Annotated in this window: 19 protein-coding genes, 1 pseudogene and 1 riboswitch; of the genes and pseudogenes, 13 read left to right on the forward strand and 7 right to left on the reverse strand. The window is 49.2% G+C overall.

The genetic code is table 11. The features are described 5' to 3' along the window. Window positions 1–2 precede the first annotated feature (2 nt). Window positions 3–1454, forward strand: coding sequence for an efflux transporter outer membrane subunit (locus tag AAC007_RS01070; protein WP_339674141.1), 1452 nt, complete (start codon window positions 3–5; stop codon window positions 1452–1454). A gap of 171 nt (window positions 1455–1625) precedes the next feature. Continuing rightward, window positions 1626–2039: an MAPEG family protein gene (locus tag AAC007_RS01075; protein WP_339674143.1), complete on the forward strand. Its 414-nt coding sequence runs from the start codon at window positions 1626–1628 to the stop codon at window positions 2037–2039. 144 nt (window positions 2040–2183) lie between these two features. Here the strand turns inward: AAC007_RS01075 and AAC007_RS01080 are convergent, their stop codons facing one another. Both AAC007_RS01080 and AAC007_RS01085 read right to left on the reverse strand, forming a co-directional pair. Then, a complete protein-coding gene (locus AAC007_RS01080; protein WP_339674145.1) occupies window positions 2184–2999 on the reverse strand; it encodes an alpha/beta hydrolase in 816 nt (271 codons plus the stop codon). 129 nt (window positions 3000–3128) lie between these two features. Next, window positions 3129–3427 (reverse strand): annotated as a pseudogene (locus tag AAC007_RS01085) (MerR family transcriptional regulator). 132 nt (window positions 3428–3559) lie between these two features. Between AAC007_RS01085 and tmpT the strand changes: the two are divergent. Beyond that, a complete protein-coding gene (tmpT, locus tag AAC007_RS01090; protein WP_339674148.1) occupies window positions 3560–4204 on the forward strand; it encodes a thiopurine S-methyltransferase in 645 nt (214 codons plus the stop codon). 55 nt (window positions 4205–4259) lie between these two features. On the opposite strand, the gene AAC007_RS01095 is transcribed toward tmpT, so the two are convergent. Then, a complete protein-coding gene (locus AAC007_RS01095; RefSeq protein ID WP_339674150.1) occupies window positions 4260–7340 on the reverse strand; it encodes a parallel beta-helix domain-containing protein in 3081 nt (1026 codons plus the stop codon). Between the two features lie 149 nt (window positions 7341–7489). Between AAC007_RS01095 and AAC007_RS01100 the strand changes: the two genes are divergently transcribed. Then, window positions 7490–8506 carry an AraC family transcriptional regulator ligand-binding domain-containing protein gene (locus AAC007_RS01100; RefSeq protein ID WP_339674152.1) on the forward strand — a complete coding sequence of 339 codons (1017 nt, stop codon included), beginning with the start codon at window positions 7490–7492 and terminating at the stop codon, window positions 8504–8506. A 53-nt stretch (window positions 8507–8559) separates the two neighbouring features. Here AAC007_RS01100 and AAC007_RS01105 read toward each other — a convergent pair whose 3' ends face one another. Next, entirely contained in the window at window positions 8560–9801 is a 1242-nt protein-coding gene (locus AAC007_RS01105) for a cytochrome P450 (protein ID WP_295870738.1), read from the reverse strand. Between the two features lie 142 nt (window positions 9802–9943). Here AAC007_RS01105 and AAC007_RS01110 point away from each other — a divergent pair, with 142 nt between their 5' ends. Beyond that, window positions 9944–10822 (forward strand): SDR family NAD(P)-dependent oxidoreductase, encoded by an 879-nt coding sequence (locus tag AAC007_RS01110; RefSeq protein WP_295870741.1) that lies wholly within the window; start codon window positions 9944–9946, stop codon window positions 10820–10822. An 89-nt stretch (window positions 10823–10911) separates the two neighbouring features. Next, complete coding sequence (locus tag AAC007_RS01115) at window positions 10912–11523, forward strand: TetR/AcrR family transcriptional regulator (protein ID WP_339674156.1); 612 nt, start codon at window positions 10912–10914, stop codon at window positions 11521–11523. Between the two features lie 34 nt (window positions 11524–11557). Here AAC007_RS01115 and AAC007_RS01120 read toward each other — a convergent pair whose 3' ends face one another. Next, the gene (locus AAC007_RS01120) at window positions 11558–12499 is read right to left on the reverse strand and encodes a DMT family transporter (protein WP_339674158.1); all 942 of its coding nucleotides are present in this window, start codon (window positions 12497–12499) and stop codon (window positions 11558–11560) included. Window positions 12500–12677: 178 nt separating this feature from the next. Between AAC007_RS01120 and AAC007_RS01125 the strand changes: the two genes are divergently transcribed. Then, on the forward strand, window positions 12678–13121 hold the full coding sequence (locus AAC007_RS01125; protein ID WP_339674160.1) for a septal ring lytic transglycosylase RlpA family protein: 444 nt from the start codon (window positions 12678–12680) through the stop codon (window positions 13119–13121). A gap of 134 nt (window positions 13122–13255) precedes the next feature. Here AAC007_RS01125 and AAC007_RS01130 read toward each other — a convergent pair whose 3' ends face one another. Together AAC007_RS01130 and AAC007_RS01135 are read right to left on the reverse strand one after the other, a co-directional pair. Further along, window positions 13256–14212, reverse strand: a complete 957-nt coding sequence (locus AAC007_RS01130) for a sensor domain-containing diguanylate cyclase (protein WP_295870749.1) — start codon at window positions 14210–14212, stop codon at window positions 13256–13258. A 507-nt stretch (window positions 14213–14719) separates the two neighbouring features. Further along, window positions 14720–15265: a nuclear transport factor 2 family protein gene (locus tag AAC007_RS01135; protein ID WP_339674163.1), complete on the reverse strand. Its 546-nt coding sequence runs from the start codon at window positions 15263–15265 to the stop codon at window positions 14720–14722. A gap of 402 nt (window positions 15266–15667) precedes the next feature. Between AAC007_RS01135 and AAC007_RS01140 the strand changes: the two genes are divergently transcribed. The 6 genes from AAC007_RS01140 (at window position 15668) to AAC007_RS01165 (ending at window position 21357) form a co-directional block, all read left to right on the forward strand. After that, entirely contained in the window at window positions 15668–16642 is a 975-nt protein-coding gene (locus tag AAC007_RS01140) for a Rieske 2Fe-2S domain-containing protein (RefSeq protein ID WP_295870754.1), read from the forward strand. Window positions 16643–16708: 66 nt separating this feature from the next. Further along, on the forward strand, window positions 16709–17479 hold the full coding sequence (locus tag AAC007_RS01145; protein ID WP_295870757.1) for an acetoacetate decarboxylase family protein: 771 nt from the start codon (window positions 16709–16711) through the stop codon (window positions 17477–17479). A gap of 234 nt (window positions 17480–17713) precedes the next feature. Next, a riboswitch (guanidine-I (ykkC/yxkD leader) is annotated at window positions 17714–17841 on the forward strand. 61 nt (window positions 17842–17902) lie between these two features. Further along, window positions 17903–18946, forward strand: coding sequence for a putative urea ABC transporter substrate-binding protein (locus tag AAC007_RS01150; RefSeq protein ID WP_295871975.1), 1044 nt, complete (start codon window positions 17903–17905; stop codon window positions 18944–18946). Between the two features lie 101 nt (window positions 18947–19047). After that, entirely contained in the window at window positions 19048–19872 is an 825-nt protein-coding gene (locus tag AAC007_RS01155; protein WP_219042159.1) for an ABC transporter permease subunit, read from the forward strand. Next, a complete protein-coding gene (locus tag AAC007_RS01160) occupies window positions 19869–20645 on the forward strand; it encodes an ABC transporter ATP-binding protein (protein ID WP_296434651.1) in 777 nt (258 codons plus the stop codon). Before AAC007_RS01155 ends, AAC007_RS01160 begins: the two co-directional genes overlap by 4 nt. Before the next feature lies 1 nt (window position 20646). Next, the gene (locus AAC007_RS01165; protein WP_339674169.1) at window positions 20647–21357 is read left to right on the forward strand and encodes an urea amidolyase associated protein UAAP1; all 711 of its coding nucleotides are present in this window, start codon (window positions 20647–20649) and stop codon (window positions 21355–21357) included. The last annotated feature ends 14 nt before the right edge of the window (window positions 21358–21371 follow it).

The raw sequence follows: 21371 nt of genomic DNA on the forward strand, positions 1-21371 counted from the left end.
TTATGAATTTATTAAAAGTTAAATATGTTTTTGTGTTGCCGCTGCTACTTGGTTTGGCGGCCTGTAGTGTTGGCCCTGATTACCAGCAGCCGCAGTCTAGCGTTCCCGCGGTCTTTAAATACGAGGCTGGCTGGCAAACGATTTCGCCACAAAGTTGGGCGGCGCAGGGCGATTGGTGGACGGCGTTTAAGGACCCCGAATTAAATTTATTAATTACCCAGGCAAACGAAGCGAATCAAACCCTGGCACAGGCGGAAGCTCGCTATCGTGCTGCGCAGGGACAGTGGCGACTGACACGCGGTGATTACAGCCCGCAGCTCGACGCGTCCTTAAGTGGCAACCGCAGTGGTGGAGACAGCATTAGTGTCAGCGAAAGTTATTCTGCTCGGCTAAACGCGAGTTGGTCACCCGACTTGTGGGGGCGTGTGCGCCGTAGCGTAGAAGCTAGCCGCGCGAATATGCAAAGTAGTGCAGCCAATCTCGTAGCCGCTCGTTTAACTATTCAGCTCGCCGTGGCGCAAAGTTATATCCGCTTGCGAGCACTAGACTTACAGAAGATTATTCTTGAACAAACCATGGTTGCCTACGAGCGATCAAGCAAGCTAACAAGCAATCAGTATGAGGCGGGTATCGTACCGCGCTCAGATGTGATTCAGGCTGAGACTCAGCGTCAGTCCTTAAAAACGGATCTTATCGATTTAGAAAATCAGCGCGCGATAGAAGAAAACAGCATTGCGGTGCTGCTTGGTAAAGCGCCGGTAAATTACGCCTTAACGCCTACCGAGCAACTGCCAGAGCTGCCGGTGTTACCTGCTTCACTTCCGTCAACACTTATATCAAGGCGTCCCGATGTGGTGTCTGCCGAACGTCAGCTCGCCTCCGCCAGCGCGCAAATAGGCGTTGCTCAAGCGGCGTGGTTACCCAGCTTTAGCATCACGGCAGGTTACGGTGCAAGTGCTGCACGGTTTAGCGATTTGTTTGATGCACCGCAAGCTATTTGGTCAGTGGGGCCGTCGCTGGTGCAAACCCTGTTTGATGGCGGCGCGCGCAGGGCGAGCAAAGATATCGCCATTGCCCAATATGACGAGCAACTCGGTAACTACCGCCAAACCGTTTTGGATGGCTTGGCAGAAGTAGAAAATGCCCTCGCCACAATCAGCCTGCTAAAAGATAAAGCCGAGCAGCAAGATATATTGTTAAAGCTCGCCGAAGAAAACGAACGCATCGTCAATAACCGCTATAAGTCTGGTCTGGTAAGCTTTTTAGAAGTGGCCACTGCGCAAAACCAAACCCTTAATGCGCGACGTACAAGACTAAATACCTCTGCAGATCGCCTGCAAGCATCGCTGCAATTGGCAGCGGTGATTGGCGGCGGTTGGGATTTGAATGATCCGGTGGTGCAGTCGGTTAGTTTGGGGGCTGAGGCTGATGATGATTTGGAAGATGCGCAGTAGTCATCGTATTATTGATTATTCAATAAAAATGATGCAGTTTGATGTCTTCTCCTCCCTTGTTGTTTTTAGTCAATGATGTAATTAGTCTAATTGGATAATGTTTAAAAAAGTATGCAGCCAGACGTCGGAGTTTAGTGTAAGTTCGAGTCACCAAATGAATTTGGAATATATATGAATAATAATTTAATTTTGATTCCGGTGCTGGTACAGGTTTTACTCACGATAGTTTTGTATATTTCGCTTAACGTAGTTAAAGTTCGCGCAGTTAAGGCGGGTGAAGTAAATGAGGCACGACGTAGTTTGTATGAAGATGCATGGCCTGAGTATGTATTAAAATTAAACAACTGCATTCGCAATCAGTTTGAAGTACCTGTTTTATTTTATGTGCTCTCAATTTCCTTAATGGTTATTGAGGCTGTTAACTATCCTGTATTAATTCTTTCTTGGCTATTTGTAATTAGCCGGGTCGCTCATGCATACATTCATACAGGATCTAACTACGTGCCGCTTAGACGGAGAATATTTACCTTTGGTGTCATTGTTGTTCTGTTGATGTCGATAATGCTCGCTGTTTCGATTTTGTGACGATTAGGGTGTGGCGTTCTAGTATTAGGCAAAGAGTGCAGTGTCACTACGATACCCGCACCTTACCCCAATCCACCGTCAAAACTGCTGAGTACTGCAGAAAGTAACGGTTTAATTGCTAGGCTGTTTGAGCCGAAGGCGAATTTACTCACTCGCCTCGTGTGCTTTTACAAACTCAATACCGCTGCGCTCGGCGCCGCTGGCTATGGCGTAGGTCAGAATGTGACCTAGTAAGTTCACCGTGTAAGTTTCAACCGGGACGTTTTGTTTCTTTAGGGCGTCGGCCATTAAGGCCATTTGTTCCGGTTCGACAAGGCTGTCCCACTGGCCGTGGTATAAAAATACCGGCGGTGAATTTTTAACGACGCGGTTGACGGGCGAGGCTTCTATCCAAGTTTCTTCGGCGTTCGCTAAAGGTTCGCCAATCAGTTTCAATACCAGTGGTGAGTTCGGCCAGCGAGTGAGGTCGGCGGGGGTGCCACCGGCGACGATGCTGCGTAATTGCGGTGATTTGTCGCGATCTAAGCCCGCCATTAAGATTAAGTGCGCCCCAGCGGAATAACCCCAACCGCTGATGTTGAGGGGGTCAATTTCGTATTCGTCGGCGTGCTGGTAGAGCCATGTGATAGCGTCTGATACATCTTCAACCTGCGACGGATATCGGCTTTCAGGTGCGAGTCGGTAGGTGATGTTGAAGACCACAAAGCCATCGTGAGCGAGTTTTTTGCTGATGCCTTCCATTTTTCCGCTGCGGTTTGTCCAGCCGCCGCCGTGAACCACAATCACTGCGGGTTTGGGGCCAGCAATGTCAGGGATATACATATCTCCGGCTAGCGCGCTGGCGTCGACTTCCTTAAAAACAATATTCTCGATTTTGCGGACGTCAGTGGATTTGTTAAAACCGGTCGTCGAACAGGCTAAGACGAAGAGTAGGGCAAAGGCAATGAGAAGTAGTTTCATAGTCGCTGTCGTGGTTTGTGTGGCGTAAATACGCGCTGGGGCCGCTGAATATGTTAGTGAGTAATTATCTGTGCTGTTTGTACGGATATTAACGACAAGTAGATTCAGATCGAACGCCTTTACGGGCTTTTACCAGCTTGGCTTCGGCCGGTGGCGTGATTTGCCAGCGATGTTTAGCAGCCGTAAAAATGTAGGGCATTCAAAATGGCTATCAGCCTTGCAGACGGAGGCGTGCCTAAGTCCATCGCGAATACGGCTTAGCTCGGCAATTTTCTTGTCGAGATAAGCGCTAAGCGGTCTAATGCCTCTGCTTAAAAAAGTCGTCGAAATCCCTTTCTATCGGTGGATTGGATAAGGCCTTTTTCTTCGTAATATCGTAGCGTAGAGCTTGGCAATCCGGATGCCTTGGCAACTTCAGTGATGTCCATGGATGACCCCGTTATTGGCAGTATGATCGCGACACTTGACTTCAAGTTGACTTGAACTTGTATGCTATCTGTCAGCCGTGATACTCCCAAGCACAGCTACCGATACACGTTAATTGCTAATAGGAGTCGTTTATGGATGCAGAGTTTTGGCACCAACGCTGGGGCGCTAATGAGATTGGGTTTCACCAAGAGCAGGGAAACCCCTTGCTTAAAGCGCATTTTTCTAAATTGAATTTGGCTGTGGGTAGTCGGGTTTTTATTCCCCTGTGCGGCAAGACTAAGGATATTGCTTGGTTGTTAGCGCAGGGTGTCCACGTTATTGGTGCCGAGCTTAGTGAGTTGGCGATAGAGGCCTTATTTGCGGACTTGGGGCTGCGTCCTGATGTGACAGAGCTGGGCAAACTTCGTCGCTATCGGGCGCCATATATCGATATATTTGTTGGCGATATTTTTGAGCTGTCGGCGGAGCTAGTCGGCGAGGTAGACGCTATTTACGATCGCGCGGCATTGGTGGCCTTGCCTGAGAGCATGAGGCGCAGTTATACCGTTCTGCTGACGGAAATTTGCCGCGCGGCACCGCAGCTCATAATTTGTTTTGAATACAACCAAGACCTGCAAGAAGGACCGCCGTTTTCAATTGGCGAAGCTGAGCTGCGTGATCATTATGAGGCAGTTTACGCTCTGCAATGCCTAGATCGCGTGAAATTAGAGGGGGGGTTAAAAGGCGGTGCTGCTGCCAATGAAGTGGTGTGGTTGCTGAACAAAACGGAAGTGTAACTGCTGTGAGCAGTTTGGACATACACCGACAAAGGTGTATGTCCAAATGAACTACTTAAAACTCACCGAATATTGAGCTAAGTGGTAGACATTGGCCACCAAGCAGCGGTATTTCGTCGGGTGCACACAGAGATTCTGTGCTGCCGCCACCGGTGCTGCCTTTACAGGCATCGGCATTGTCATAGCTGTCGTCCACCACCTCATTGATCCACTGGGTCACCAAATTAAAGGCAGTGCCGTGAACTGTGCTGCGGGCAATCGGAGGCATGCGCGCGGCGAGGGTTGTCGCCTCGGGCCCCAAGCGATAAGGTAAAATAGAGTCTATGGCGCTGCCGGGCACGATGTCATATTCGCGTCCGCCGCGGCCTTCCGTGCCACTCGCGGTTGGTCCCTTGCAAATACCGAAGGTGTCGTTCACCGAGCGGAACACATCGAGGTAAAAGCCGGTGTTCTGGGCTAAGCCGCGAGGGTTATGGCAGTGGCTGCAGTTTACTTCTAGGTATGAGCGCACGCGCTTTTCAATATCTTGATCGCTGCCAGCGGCGAAGCCCGCATCACCAGGAACATTAAATTTGGGGTTGCGCTCAACGGCGGTTAAATACTGCGTCGTCGAATCCAATGCTAAGTTACTAGGGCAGTTTTTCATCAAGCCATTTTGGCAGAGATATAGCAATTGGTTTTTGCCATTAATTGGGTGTGAATCAATGCCGCTAGGCAGTGGGGACTCACTGGCAAAGGGACGGTTCAAATTACGCGCTTTAGGCCCAATCGGAGCGGTGCCTGTTTCGGCGTCGTCGTTGGCATGACAGCTTTGACACTGGTTGGCGTTCGGCAATGAGTAACTGTCGGTAGAGCCCACGTAGTGCTCGCCACTGTCGACATCGTGGTAATCCCAACTGCCGCTAACGACGTCGCCTTGTTGTAGCAATCTGGCGACTTTTTGGCCATTTTCTACTGTCCACTTATATTCCAAGCCTTCCCAGTAGAACTGACCGCCACTGGTTTGACGCTTTATTATCAAGCGCGTTTCAACAGCTGTTTCAGTTTGACTTGGTTCGTTAGTGAAGGAGAACGTCTTGGCTAATATAGTGCCTAGCGGGAACAATATGGCGGCGTTGGCATTGTCTTCGCCATCGCGGTAGATGGCTTGCTCGCCTTCTGGAATATAGGCCACGCGATACTTGGTGGAATAATCAGAAAACAATTTTGTATTCAGCACAAACGGCACACCTTGGCCGTTAGGTAGACTGGTCGGATCTTGTGGATCGCTGAATAAATGATACTGATCCAAGCGCGGGCAATTAACTCGATAGGCGTCTGCATTAATTTTTCCGTCAGCCACATTAGTTTGGCAAAGCTGATCGATTAATGATTGTGGTGGCGCCGGATCAATATTACCCGAGGCGACAAACTCCGGTATCACAATTGGCGGCAAGGCTGCCATATTGCTGCCATAGCTTTGTTCGCACAAATGGGGGGTTAAATCCGTGTCGGCCGGAAAGTTTGGAACACTGGTAATAATATCTACTATATCTTCTGGTCCGTCTGGTGGTAAGTTAATTAATACTTCTAAGCCTTCTGTGCCGTGGAAATTAGCAAAGGTTGCGCTGTCACTGTCGAAGTTGTTATCCGCGTCGATACACGAATACCACCATTGAGGTTTTTTGCGCTCGCCTGCGTCGTTAAATTTGTAGGCGTTATAGCGACAAGACGGGTTAGGGTATTGGTTACCTGAAATAGGCTTACCTTCCGCATCTGCAGGAATAGGTTCGCCCTTGCTGTCAGTTGGGTAGGGGCAGTCGGCATTGTATTCGTCCTCATAACCATCCCAAACGATATGCGCACCGCGATATTCTCCCGCGCCAGCGAGCATTTTTAAACCGACCAACATGGGAAAGGCCGATGTGATTTGCTCACCACCGGTTTCTAAAATGGCGGCAAAATCTGGCTGCGGTAGATCGTTACCATTATCCTTAAAGGTGTTATTCCAAATGTGTACGCCTTCGCTGTACAAGTCCATGCGCCGGTCGCCGGGCACACCAAATAACTCGTAGCTGGTGTGGACAATACCTGCGGTGCCGTTGTTCTCGAAGGTGTTTTCGAATACATCGATTTTGTCGTAGCCCATGGTTAGCATGCCGGTACCACGGGGCACATTAGAGACAATGCTGCCGGGTTCGGCAAAGTTGTAGCTATTGTTGTTGCGAGAGGTATTGCGGTACATACGGGTGCGGCTACCGTAGCGTGTTAGACCATCTAAATCGTAGACCAGGAAACCACCGGTATTACATTCAGATAGGTTGTCGACGTATTCGCCACCGCGCACGTTTTCTATTTCAAAACCAAAAACGTTATAGGCTGCTCGGCTATTGCGAATGATGGCATTGTCAGTTTGGCCAACATAGATGCCGGCGTCTGACGCACCCACCGATTCAGTATCTTCAACCAAGATATTTTTTGAATTAACGGGATAGATTCCGTAGCGCCCAGATAGCTTGCTCACAGTGTAGTCGGGGGAGCTGGTGTCAGTTTCCAATGGGTTGGGATTGTCTGGGTTGTGGCGTGCAGGGTCGGTACAGGCAACGTTAAGCTTGCTCGTGTAGTTGGCGGCGGTAATGGGGTCTTCGTTAGCGGTATTGCGACCACTGGACCAGATGGCGCGAACGCCGCGCAGCGTGCCGTGGTCAACGCCTTGCAGTTTAAACGCGTCGCCTGGTGAGTCGAGCACGGTTAAGTCTTCTACCGTAATGCCGCGCACGGTGGTGGCTAAAAAGCCTTCTTGAGAACCGCTATTTTTAAAGGATAACACCGTTTTGTCTTTGCCCTGGCCTTTAACCAAGATGTCTTCGGTGCCGGAAATTTGAATGCCGGATGTCAGCTCAAAATAGCCTTCGGCGAATTCGATAACATCTTTTGGCTTAACCTCAATCATTGCCACAAGCATTTGCTGGGTGGCATCGGCGCCTGGCTGAATGACAAAGGTACGGCCCAGGGAAGCATCACCTGGGTTACCCGTGTCTGGGCTTTCTGTTGCTGGAGTGCCGGCAGATGACGAATTGCTGCTCGAACCTCCGCAAGCGACAAGCCCAAGTATTGCTACCATGAGCGTAAGTCTGATCAATTCTCTATTTAGCATTTGCATTCATATCAGCCTGTAATGTTTGTCTTAGCAGAGTGGGCGCTAGCATTATTTATCGCCTCTCTGTTTTTGGTTCTCCCCAAACTCTATGCTAGCGGGTAAAAATTTGCGTACAATGCAAATTCGTGCCGAGAATAGGTTAATTCGTGACAAAAAACTCAGCGACCATTACGACCAATCTGCAATGGGCGCATATGATTGCCCAGGTTATCGCAGAAGGCTGTCATGTCGATCGGGAACACCTATTTAAGGAGGCCAAGTTGCATCCCAAAGCTTGGCAATCACTAAGCCGGGTCAATCAAGGTGACATTACCGCGCTGTGGCGAGCCGCAGATCGCTTGGGTGCTGCACCGGATATTGGCCTTGGCGTTCTAGAGCATTTTCATTTCCGTACTCTTGGGCCACTGGCATTTAAAATGATGGTGGCCACAACTTTTCGGCAATCTATTATTGAAGCACTCCAGCAAATAAGCGTGGTCAGCGAAGCCTGGCATTACACGCTAAGCGAGCAGGGCACGCTTAGCGTGATGACGTTCAAACTCGCCAATCCGCGAATGGAGATAACCCATCACTCCTACGATGCCTTTATTAGTGCCTGTACCCGTACTATGCAGGACTGTTTTCCCGGCGAAAATTACCGTTTTGCAGAGGTTTGGTTTGCCCATCCAGACTTCGGTTTACGCAATAAATACGAGCAACTATTAGGCTGCCCCTGTAAATTTAATACGACTAGCTATGCGATTTGCTTAGAGTCGCGGGTACTCGATTTGCCCTTAGCGTCTGCTGATCCGCTACTGTACGAATCGCTGGATTCCCGTTTAAAGCACCAAGCGCTCAATCTCAAAAACCTCCGCGGTGCCATCGAGACCGCGATCTTGGCGCAGATTGATAGTGGTCTGGTTCCTAGCCGCAAAACCGTTGCTGACAAGCTGGGCTTGGGTGAGCGCACCTTGCTTCGTCGATTGCAGGACGAAGGCATTAGCTACAAAGAAATTCAGGAACAGGTTTTCGAAAAACTTGCGCGGCACTGGCTAAAGCGCAGCGAATCCATGAATTTTATTGCTGAGAAACTATGCTACTCCGATGCCGCCTCACTTAGAAAAATGCTTAAACGCAGAACCGGACTCAGTGTCCGTGAACTCAGGGCATCCTTGCTCGATTAACGCGGCAATAGCAGCTTCATTGTCGGCCGCTTTCGCTACTCAACTAGTGTTTTTTATAAATTGGTATTAAGCATTAAGCGCTTAAATACCACTGCGTTGTGATCTTCTAAATCCCGCTCTGGTTCTTCTGCAAGTGAGATATTCGGGAAGCGCTTAAACATTTCTCCCAAAGTTAAGTACAGCTGACGTTTGGCTAATGCCGCGCCAATACAAAAACGTGGGCCGTAGCCAAACAGTACATCGGGCTCGAACTTGCGTCTTACGTCGAGTTTCTCCGGCTTGTCGAAATGAGCCGGATCGTGGTCTTTTAGGTGTGGCATCATCAACACCATTTGACCTTTCTTCACGTCTTGACCAAGCAGCTGCATATCGCTGGGCGCGTAGCGCGCAAAGCCCATTTTAGAGTTGCCGGACCAGCGCATAATTTCGCTGAAGGCATTGGAAAACGCATCGGCAGATTCCAGTGCGTAGGGCACTTGATCAGGGCTTTTTAATAAGGCGTAGACCGACCACTGCTGTGCGATCAAGGTGGTGTCTGCCCCAGCGCCGATCAGCGCGAGAATGAGGGTGATAATATCCCACTCATTGAATTTTTCATTTTCCGCTTCGATTTTTAGCAGGGCGCTGAGGAAGTCGCCTTCCTGCGGGTTTTCGCGGCGCTCGGCAATCACCACCTGCAGTATATCAATGGCCTTATTGCTGTCTTCCTGGGCGCGAAGACGGCGCTCATCCGATATGGTGGGGTTCCATGTTTCGGTGAAGGTTTGGGTAACGCGTTTCATTTCCGGCCAGTATTTTTCTGGTACGCCGACCATCGCGGTAATAGAAATAAAGGGGATGTGTTGGGCAATCTCAGTAATGTAGTCGAAGGACTCTGGCGTGCCGATGTCGTCAAACAGGCGCTTAACGTGCGGCTCTATTTGGCGCTGAATGTTTTCAACCACATTGCGCGAGAACGCCGGCGAGGTAATACGGCGAACTAGGCGGTGATGATCGGGGTCGGCTAGCAGACTGTGGCCTACCAGCGCTTTCTCGAACTTGTTCCAGTTCTCCTCGGTGGGGCGCGGCGGGGCAAATTCCCAGTCGTAAAAATCAGAGGAGAGGTATTCGCGCTTCCAGCAATCCATGATGTCTGGCATCTGGGTCATGATCCACGCCTGCCAGGGGGCATACCAAACTAGAGGGCCGCGCGCGGCTATGGCCAGGCACTGCGGCGCGGGGTTTTCGGCATAGGACTGTGAGTTAGGATCGAATAATGACTCGATGGGGGGCAGAGCAGTTGCACTTTCTGACATGATTGATCCTCTCTGGTGACGCGCTTGGCGGCTCAGATTGTTATTGATGCGATAAAATTTTAGCTGCTTGCAAAAAAATATACTCCAGTGTAATTTTATTCTCAAGTTACTTAATAAAAATTAACATCTGGAGTCCCAAGCTATGAAAGATTTCAAAGGCAAGGTAGCGGTTATTACCGGCGGTGCGAGCGGTGTAGGGCGGGCAATCGCCCATTTACTCGCCAAGGAGGGGGCAAAGGTCGTTGTCGCTGATATCGAGGCCAAGGCCTTAGACCGCACCGTGTCTGAGCTAGCGGCACTGGGTTGCGAATGCATGGGCCAGCGTGCCGATGTGACGGACGCAAGCTCGATGAATTCTCTGGTAGACGCTGTTATGGCGCGCTTTGGTGCAATTCACCTGGTGTTTGCTAATGCGGGTGTGGGCACCGGCGAAGCCGGCAATATGTGGGACTATGAGTTAAACGACTGGGAGTGGGGCTTTCGGGTGAATACCTGGGGCTTAATCCACTCGATCAACGCTTTCTTACCTAAATTAGTTGCGCAGAATGAAGAGGCCCATTTTGTGGTTACGGGCTCGGGCAATGGCGCCTTTTTAATGTTGCCAAATACGCCGATCTACACCGCAAGCAAAGCCGCTGTACAGGCCATTACGGAAAATCTTCACTATCAGCTGCAGGCTAGCCAGTCGCCGGTGAAAGTGAATGCCTTGTTCCCCGGCCCCAATGTGGTGAACACCGGTATCTTTAATTCTGAGCGCAACCGTCCGGAGTCGCTGCCGGGTAATCCTGATAAGCCCGATTCTGGTATTCATTCGGTAGAGGATATGAAGGCCATTATGGCGCAGTACGATATGCAATTGCAGACCACCGAGCCAGAGGAAGTAGCTGAGTTTGCCATTCAGGGCATTCGAGACGAGCGCTTTTGGATATCACCAATGTCTGACAAGGCTCGAGCCGCCTTTGTGGCAAGGGTAGACAGCATTTTAAATAAAACTACGCCGACGGTTCCCGACGTTTTGTAGTTAACCCGCGCTGGCGCTCAGTGCGCCAGCCTCGTTTGGTTCTCTGCCTAAGCTTGCGGTACTATCGCAATCCAAATCGGGGTTTAGAGGTGAATATTTTGCCAGTAGTGCAGCTTGGACGTAGAGAAAGAAAGAAAAAGGCGGTTCGCGAAAATATTTGTGAGCAAACCCTGCACTTGATTAGTCGATACGGCGTGGATGGCATCACCATTGATGCGATATGCGATTGTGTCGATATCGCCAAGAAAACCTTCTACAACTACTACGGTTCCAAGCACGATCTATTGGTAGATATTTGTCAGTCTGAGTTATTGCAGCGCACCGACGATCTGATTACCGAAGCCATAGCGCAGAGTGATGAACTGGTTGTACAGCTAGATTTTATTCTCAGCGTATTGGCTACACGCAACAGCACCGCCAGCAAATTAGAACGCGAATTGATTGGCTATTTAGTGGGCTCGCTGTCAACGAATATGAGTCAAGGAGCCGGGCAGTTACAATTTATGAGCAACTGCTATCACCGTTTATTCAATCACAGCAAAGAGCAATTGAAAGCGGGGCTTAGCCCGCAGTTTTGCGCGGAAATGACGGTGGGTATGACTAATGTGATCACCCTTAATTGGCTGCACGATGATCACTACGACACCTCTGCGCGGTTTCAGTCTCTGCAGCGCTTTTTGAAAGACAGTATGCTGAAGTAATTCTTTATTTGAACAGTGCTCTTATTGCTGGCAGCTATCCTAAGCGCAAAAGCTGAGTGATTGCCTTCAAGCGATTAATGACCAATGACAGTAAAATAAATAAGCAGCCTACTAGCTGGCTCGCGTTCATGCTCTCACCAAACCACGCCATCGCTATTAGTGTCGTCCACAGCGGTTCTAGCACCATAATAACGACGCCGTGGCTATTGGCCGTTAGGCTCTGCGCATAGGTTTGAACTAAAAAGCGCAGGGCGGTACCAATCGTCGCTGAGAGAAGAATCCAAACAACTAATTCGCCATGCATATCGGAGACTGTGGGTTGCCAGGGCTCAAGAATAGCTGATGCTAGCCCGGTTATTATGCCCGTAGTCGCCAGAACAATCGTCGTTAAGGCCAGCACTGGAACCTTGTTCGTTTTACCTTCTTCGCCATCGTCACGAACAAATGATTGAATATTGGTGACACGCGCATTTAAGTTGAAATACAAGGCGAAAAGAGCCGCGGACGACAGTAATAGAATATGGGAGGTTTCTATTTTTAAGGCGTGATCCATTGGCGCACTTAGCGACAGAAAACCGAGACCGATAAGCGCGACCGGCAGGGCAACCCAGGTGCTGGTGGGAATGGCTTCCTTAAATAAAGCTCGTCCAATTATCGGAACCATCACCACGCCGAGGCTGGCCAAAAACGCCGCTTCACCAACATGGCTTGCTTTAGCGAGGCCTGTCACCCAAAAACACATGGCAATACCAAATACTAAGCCAACCCGCGCTGAGTGCAGCCACGCGGAGACAGCCAGCTTGCCCAGGGCACGGTAAGACGCACAGCTGAGAAGCAAGGCCGCTAGAAAAAACCGAATTGACATAAATAGCAGGGGTGGCATCTGCAGCACAGCTTCTTTTGAAAACATCCAGCTGATAGAGGCTAGCAGGGTCACAAGCACCAGTAGCAAATCAGATTTATACGCGTTGTTCAAAAGTTCGGCCTGATTGATATGGGGCGGCTAGTATAAAGGGTCTCTAGTGACTTCGCATTCACCGCAACTTGTAGATGGTGTGGGTGTCTACTCTCGCTTATGCTATTACGCCACATCGCCTCTTAGGTTTGTGGCGCCATAAGAGTCTTTTAGCGTGATGTTTATTTATCGAGTGACAATGAAGATCGAATTAAAATACCTCGCCATTGCGCTGCTTGCCCTTGTGATTGCCGCTTGTAGCAACCTTCCGAAGGATGCGGGTAGTGCAGATTCAAGTCCGCTGGACGGCAGCGAACAGCTTCACCCAGATTTAGGCTCAGAATCCACTGCTTACAGAGAGAGCGGCCGGGCGTCATTTTATGCGGATAAATTTCAGCTCAGAAAAACCGCCAGCGGTCAGCGATATTTGCATGAGAATCATACGGCGGCACATAAAACACTGCCATTCGGAACAATAGTAAAAGTAACTAATCTTCAAAACGGCAAGAGCGTCGTTGTCAGGATTAATGATCGAGGTCCATTTATTCGCGGACGTATTATCGATTTATCAAAATCAGCGTTCAGTAGTATTGGCAATCTCGCGAGTGGCATTCTTAAAGTAGAAATTGAAGTTATTGAATAACCCTATGTCATTTCGAGTCGGGCGCAGCGGGCCTGTAGCGATGAATACCCCCGTGGCGAGGTCTCGTACCACGAGGGGTTTTCGGCACAGGGTTGATAAGTAAGGCGTCTATAATTTTTTGGTGACAGTTTCGATTATCGCTTTTTTTTGTGTTTGTACATTGCGGTATCAGCCTCTTTAATCATCTCCTCAGCTGATTTCTCAGTGTCATAGTCGAAGCGCTCTATGCCAACGCTGTATTCAATCTGGTAGGGCTTGTTCATGGATGAGTTGGTTTCTGCTACTGCTTTTGCCAAACGGTCTAAAATATCTTGGGTGTTTTGTTGATCCGAATCGGTGATCATGGCGACGAACTCATCGCCACCTAGTCGACCGATAACGTCGGTGTTGCGAAAGGTGTCGAGCATTATTTTGGCAAACGTGCTTAGCACAAAGTCGCCTTCATGGTGGCCGAACTCGTCATTGATGATTTTAAATTTATTGAGGTCAATGAGTAAGAACGACATGGACATTTGTTTGCGACGACACATTTTTATGCTGTGATCGGCAAGTGATAAAAAACCGCGCCGATTCGAGATCAACGTTAACTCGTCTAGCGTTGCTAGCTGAATTGACTTTATCTCTTGTTCAATCATCGCGCCGAGATCTTCGAGAAGTTGTTGATCTTCTGAGTCCATCTCTCTAGGTTTTTGATCGATCAGGCATAAGGTGCCGATGTTTAAGCCGGTTCTGATTTTTAGGGTATAGCCTGCATAAAAACGTATGTGGGGAGCATCTGTGACAAGTGGGTTGTCATGGAATCGTTCATCCTCAACAGCGTTCGGTATGATGAACAAACCGTCTTGGTTGATAGCGTGTCCGCAAAATGAAATATCCCTGGGCGTTTCACTTGCTTCAAGTCCTTGCTTTGACTTAAACCACTGACGGTCCTCATCTATTAGACTCACGAGCGAAATAGAGACGTTAAACATCCGCTTGGCCATCCTAGTGACGCGGTCAAAGCGCTCTTCGTGGGACGTGTCGAGGATGTTTAGTGTTCTTAGCGCATGTAAGCGCTCGGCCTCATTACTCGGGATTGCAGGTTTAATCATTACACTACCTTTAAAGTAAAACTTGCTCGTCAATTACCGTCAGCTTGGATTGTAAATCATGGCGTCGAAATCAAAAATATCTACCCTGTGTGAAAAGCCAAAAAAATGCCTTTCACAGTCACGCTGTGTACTAGTTCGCATAATGCGTTAAATCGACACAGGCATAAGTAGAACGAAGATTCGCTTTACGACCGCTAGTTCAGTCTGGATTTCGAAAAATGATGTGTTAATGGTGCGGATGCTAAATCGCAAATCGACAATAAGCCATTGTGTACTCTGCGTATATTTACGTTTAAGGCGGTTTCTCTAGCAAATAGACACCCAGCGATGATCTTTCATTCGCCTATGTGTGTCTGAAAACTCTGTGCAGATAGCGATTTTGAGAACTAATGAATGGCAGATTTCGACGCGCTGAAACGCCTTCGAGGCTTTATCTCAGGACTGTAATCACAATCAAGTAGCTTGAACTCTTGATCGTGAATTTGGAATGACGAAAGCGCTATGGTTTTAAGGTGTTTGCCGCTTAATGAGTTTAAAAAACGCGTAGGAAGGATCATCGGCCCCTGGGCAGCCGATATGAGAGCCGGCGACAAACGGATGCTCCAGGTTGACGATGCTAGGGTCTTGGATATTTACCCAGTCTGCCACCACTACGCGATGAGAGAATTTCCATTCGCCATCCCGCTTTTCGTACTTGTCAAAATAGCGACCACCTATCAACACGTCGATACTGCCGTCCGGCCCCGCTGCTTTATGGAACGCTAAAATGTAGACTTCGCCCTCTGCGTAGTCACCGTCAATTTCGATATTTACGGTGGTTACATTGTGGTGAAGTATTTCCATGGGCGCCTGAATGTCAGGCAGTTTGTCGATAAAGTCGGTCGCCAGCCCCTTAAAGAAAGCCCCGTGATCATCAAGTGCGTCAGCATGGTAGAGCGCGCGCAGGGCATCGTGGTCATGCCTGTCAGCCGCTTGGCAATACCGATTAACTAACTCCAATATCTCCTGTTTATCGATGAAATAGTGAAGTCGTTCGTCTGTTGATGTTGTCATTTTCATTATTTCACTTTATCGGAGGTGTTTTTATTACGGCATCGTCTATAAGCACTAGTACTCCTTCAACATCATGTTGAAGGAGTACTAGCAAGCAAGGTAATAGTCATTGCTCTTAATTTCGTCGTAGATAGTTTGTCGCGCTTGCGATATGTGGGCTTGAATAGATCGCGGTGGATGAAAAGCACTCGTTTGCTTTGCGTTGTTTAGTTTTGGACGATTAACGGCTAAGCAACGTGCGATTCGAGCTAATTTGATCGCTCATTTGCTCAGTGAATGATCTTTCATGTGCATATTTGTAATCTCTACTTGACCTGCAAAGGGAAACCTTATACTTTTTTTACACTATGGTTACCTTTTTTATGGTCATGCTATTCGGTAGGGCCGGTGTGGGAGAAAAGTATGGGTACGCGTTATGACAAACCAATCCCATTTGGGTGGTTTGCGATTGAATATACAGCGCAATTACAGATTGGCGATGTAAAGCCGCTGCGCTATTTCGGCCGGGATCTGGTGCTGTTTCGCACTGAATCTGGGGTGGCGTCGTTGCTCAATGGCCACTGCCCGCATTTGGGCGCGCATCTCGGTCATGGTGGCGTGGTAAAAGGCGAGAGTATTAGCTGTCCCTTCCACGCGTGGGAATACAACGGCGAGGGCTTTTGTACCAAAGTCCCTTACGCTAAGAATATGCCACCCAAGTTTGACGGTAAGCAGGCCATCGTCCGTTATCCGGTCGTGGAACGTAACCAAATGATTTGGGCGTGGTATCACCCCGAAGGTATTGAGCCGCTGTGGGAGGTCGAACCCCACCCAGAGCTGCACTCTGCCGAGTGGACGCCGATGGATGTCTACGACTGGAAATTCAATTCGATTATTCAGGAAACTGGCGAAAACGCGGTGGACATTGCCCACTTTGTCACTGTGCATTCCTCACCCGAAATGCCGGTGGGTGAAGTCACAATCTCTGGCTATCAGCGCAGCACAGTGATGGACAGTTTAACCGAGGCCATTGATGAGTTCGGCAATATTGACCGCAGTGGTGAAAACTTTGATATGGGCCGCTTGGTAACCTCGTCATATGGGCCGGGGCAGACCTATCAAAAATTCTCGCGTTTATTTGAAATCGTCATGATGGGTACCGTTACCCCCATTGATGATCAGAGTATGCACATGCGCTTTAGCTTCAGTATGCCTAAGCAGCAGTCAGATGAGCACAAGCTATACGCCAATGCCTTCCGCGATGAGATTGTTCATCAGGTGGAGCAGGATATCCCGATCTGGGAAAACAAAGTCTATTTAGACGACCCAACACTGTGTGATGGCGACGGCCCCATCGCCAAGTATCGTAAATGGTTTCAACAGTTCTATGTTGCTTAACGGCAGGCTGTGAATAGCAGAATAAAAATCTGAATCTTAAATGCTAATAATAATGAGGAAATGATGATGACAAATGCGACTAAGCCAGTGGGTGTGCCGGGCGATATCTTGAATTGGCCAATGCTGAAAATAAGCTACCTCACCGACCCCGCCAGTATTGCCGCCTTATTGCCACCTGGCATCACGCCGGGTAAAACGCCGAAGGTGACCTTAACCGTTTACAATTTCCCTGTGCTCAATGAGCCTGAGTATGGTTGCGTGGTAAATATCGATGCCAATTACAATGGTATTGAAGGTGAGTACACCTTGGGTATTGCCATTGATCAGGAGGCTGCCATTTACGGCAGTCACGAGCGCTGGGGGCAGCCAAAGTATTACGGCGAAACCAAGTATTTCCGCTTAATGGATTACATCAGTGCCAGCGTGACCCATCGCGGTTACACCTTTTTAGAGTACAGCGGCCAAGTCACTGGTGAAGGCGAAATTCCGCCTGAGTTTGAAACCAATGAATGGTGGATTAAATGCCTGCGCGGTGTCGATATGGCGTCGACTGACTATGACTTCCCTCCCCATGTTGTGCGGGTATACAGTAAGTATGGCACCGCCTATGTTGAGAAGTTGAGCGGTAAACTTACCCTTAACGACAGCCCTTGGGACCCGGTGGCAAGTAAGCTACCAGTGCGCAGTGAGCCCGAAGCTCATCTGTGGACGCCGATATTTTTAGATCGTCGTATCACCCTCGAAGGGCCGCTAGATCCAGAGGGATTCCAGCCCTTTGCCGACACCATCGGCGGCTCTCGTTGGCCGGGTGAATTTGGTGCGCCTAAGAAAGGGTAGGGTGGTTTTTGGCTTGAGTGGTCTTCTGTTAAGCGGCCACTCTTGTCAAGCGTATTGCTTTATCTTGGTGCGCGACATGCTGCTCGATGGTGCAATTCATGGTGGGCAGACTTTTAAGGAATGGCCGTTTTTTTACTTAAACGCCGGTATAGCGGCGTTTTATTGGGCTTGGCACGAAACCTGTATTAGTTCTAATGTCCGCACTCTTGGTGACATTGGACGACCTACAATTTAGAAATGGAAAGCTAGGGTTCCGATCTCAGATAATTTGAGATGACTGGTCCGAGAGCTTTCGACCTTCGGCGATGTTAGCAGTTATGCTAATTCACAAGGTTACACGGCGGGACAAAAGCCCGGGAGACGATCGGCGATATTCGCCAGGAGTGCTCTATGAATCTGTGTAAAACCGCTGGAGGTTTACCTATGAAGCGAATTGCCGCTTTACTGCTTACCCTGACGTTCTCGTCGTTCTCTTCTGCTGCTACTGACAGCTTTAAAATCTGCTGGTCTATCTACGTGGGTTGGATGCCTTGGGGCTACGGCGCCGAGCAAAAGATCGTGGATAAATGGGCTAAAAAATACGATCTCGATATTGAGGTTGTGCAGATCAATGACTACATCGAATCCATTAACCAATACACCACTGGTGAATTTGCCGCCTGTGCCATGACCAATATGGACGCGCTGACTATTCCCGCTGCTGGCGGCGTTGACAGTACTGCGCTGATCGTGGGCGACTTCTCTAACGGCAATGACGGCGTGGTGTTGAAGGGTTACAAAGACCTTAAAGACATCAAGGGCCAGAAGGTCAACTTGGTTGAGCTTAGTGTTTCTCATTACTTGCTAGCGCGTGGCTTAGAAAGCGTGGGTATGAGTGAGTCTGACGTCACAGTGGTAAACACATCTGACGCCGATATGGTCGCTGTATTCCCGACTGCGGGCGTGACATCGGTAGCAACTTGGAATCCGCTGTTAAGTGAAATCATGACTATGCCGGGTTCGAATAAAGTATTCGATTCTTCGCAAATTCCAGGTGAAATCATCGACCTGCTAGTGATTAACACCGACGTGTTAAAAGCCAATCCAAACCTGGGTAAGGCCTTAACCGGTGCGTGGTATGAAATCATGGCTACCATGAGTGATTCAGGTAAAGCCGGCGTTGCTGCAAGAACTGAAATGGGCACGGCATCTGGCACTGATTTGGCTGGTTATGAATCGCAACTAGCGAGCACAAAAATGTTTTATACCCCAGCCAGTGCGGTTGAATTTACTAACAGCGCAGCGCTAAAAACCACCATGAAAAATGTTGCCGAGTTCTCGTTTGCCCACGGACTACTGGGTGACGGCGCGCCGGATGCAGGATTTATCGGTATCGAAACACCCGCTGGCGTATACGGGAATAGCGAAAATATTAAATTCCGCTTTGATCCTAGTTATATGCAAATGGCCGCAGACGGTAAGTTGTAAGGCTGAAGATCGACCTTTGTGCGACGATAAGCGACGCGAAATCGCCGCGCAAATGAGCAAAGCAGCTTACACAAGAAATACAGTCAACAAGGCAAGAACCTATGAAGCGACTTATCAATTTTACACCCTCGAGAATATGGCGAATCGGCTTAGCTCTGCTGCCCTTCGCCGCCATTATTCTGCTGTATATTTCAGCGTCAGATGCGCGACTGGCAGAAAACGCTGCCGATAAGTTGCTCCCTAGTTTCTCGCAAATGGGAGACGCTATTCAGCGTCTCGCTTTTGAACCGAGTAAGCGGAGTGGCGATTACCTGTTTTGGCAGGATACCGTGAGTAGCCTCCGTCGCCTGGGTCTGGGCATGCTAATAGCAGCATCGCTGGGTATGTTCTTTGGATTAATGACGGGGGCATTGCCGGTTTTAAATGCCAGCTTCGCGCCCTTGCTTACCGTGGTGTCGCTGGTGCCGCCGATGGCCCTTTTGCCGGTTTTGTTTATTGTGTTTGGTTTGGGTGAAGTGTCGAAGGTGGCGTTGATTGCTATTGGCGTTACACCCTTTATTGCCAGAGATATCCAAAAGCGAACCTTGGAAATTCCCCGAGAACAATTGGTCAAAGCCCAAACCTTGGGCGCCAATAGTGGACAAATTATCTTGCGGGTTTTGATTCCGCAATTGATGCCTAGGCTGATCGATGCAGTGCGCTTGTCACTTGGTTCTGCGTGGTTGTTCTTAATCGCAGCCGAAGCGATTGCCTCAACTGACGGTTTGGGCTATCGCGTGTTTTTAGTTCGCCGCTACTTGTCTATGGATGTCATTTTACCCTACGTAGCATGGGTTACAGTGTTGGCATTCACGATCGATTATTTACTCGCCCAATTAAGCCGCTTTGCCTTTCCCTGGCATGCGCAGCAGGAGGGCAAGTCATGATCGAGATTAAAAATATTTGGAAACGCTATGGCGACAATGTCATTTTGGAAAACATTTCTGCCACGGTAAAAGAAGGCGAGTTTATTACCTTGGTCGGCGCGTCCGGCTGCGGGAAGAGCACTTTTTTGAAAATGCTCCTGGGTACAGAAACGCCGTCGCAGGGCAGTATTTTATTAGATGGCAAGCCGATTCCGTCGGAGCCGGATGCAAATCGCGGTGTGGTTTTTCAGCAGTATTCGGTCTTTCCCCACTTAAGCGTATTAGAAAATGTAGTAATCGCCCGTGCCTTTGAGAAAACGCGCTTAGGTTTTTTATGGGGCGGAGCAAAAAGGGCTGCCCGTCAGGAGGCCGCTGAATTACTAAACATTGTCGGTCTTAGTCATATGCAACATCGCTTCCCCGATGAGTTGTCGGGCGGTATGCGACAGCGCTTGGCCATTGCGCAGGCCTTAATTTTAAAACCTCGAATTTTATTATTAGACGAACCCTTTGGTGCGCTAGATCCGGGTATTCGTGCCGACATGCATGAGCTGGTATTGGATCTATGGCGCAAGCATAAGCTCACCGTCTTCATGGTGACCCACGACTTAAAAGAGGGTTTTCATTTGGGTACACGGCTGTGGGTATTTGATAAGCGTCGAGTAGATGCGCAAGCACCTAATGCCTACGGGGCGGGGATAACCTATGACCTGCCAGTGGGTGTCTGTGAGCAGGAAATACTCGATGAAATTGACCAGAGCTTGGCTGTAAAAAGTCAGGTGGAGCACGTTTAAAATGCAAAAATATCAAACCGAATTGCCCGCAGGAGGGCATTGGTCATTTGAGGCGCGACGGGGTACACAGCTTACGCTGTGCGATATCAATGGCGGCGGCAATGCCGGTATGTTGTTTTACAATCCACGAAATTTATTAGAGCGCTACAACGCGCCAGACACCTTGAAATGCCAGCACACCTTTAAGCTGACCAAAGGCCATTGCCTGTATTCAGATATGGGACGGATTTTTGCCTCGGTGATTGTGGACGATCACGGTTGGCACGACACCGTCTGCGGCAACTCCCACGCCAGCCATGTGGCTGATCGCTGGGGTGCGCGGGACTATCAAAATGATCGCAACGAGTGGCATCAAAACGGTTACGACGCCTTCCTAACTGAGTTGGCTAAATACGGTTTAGGGGCGGCGGATATGGCGGCCAATATCAACTGGTTTAGCAAGGTGATTACCGACGCCGAAGGCAATATGTCCTTGGCTTCGAATGCAAGTGAAGCGGGCAGCAGTGTCACCCTGCGTTTTGAAATGGATACACTTGTTGTGGTTCACGCCTGTCCGCATCCCCTTAGAAGTGATGTGCAGTATCCTCGCCACCGCATTGGTATTGAGTTAGGTCTCGCTGCGCCGATGACAGAAGACGATGTGTGTTTAAACCACTGTGACGAAAACCGTCGCGGTTTTAAAAACAACGCACTGTACTATTTAGGCAGCTGAGGGGAGGGCCGCAA

It is taken from the genome of uncultured Zhongshania sp. (genome assembly GCF_963975605.1).
Lineage (GTDB): Bacteria > Pseudomonadota > Gammaproteobacteria > Pseudomonadales > Spongiibacteraceae > Spongiibacter > Spongiibacter aquimaris.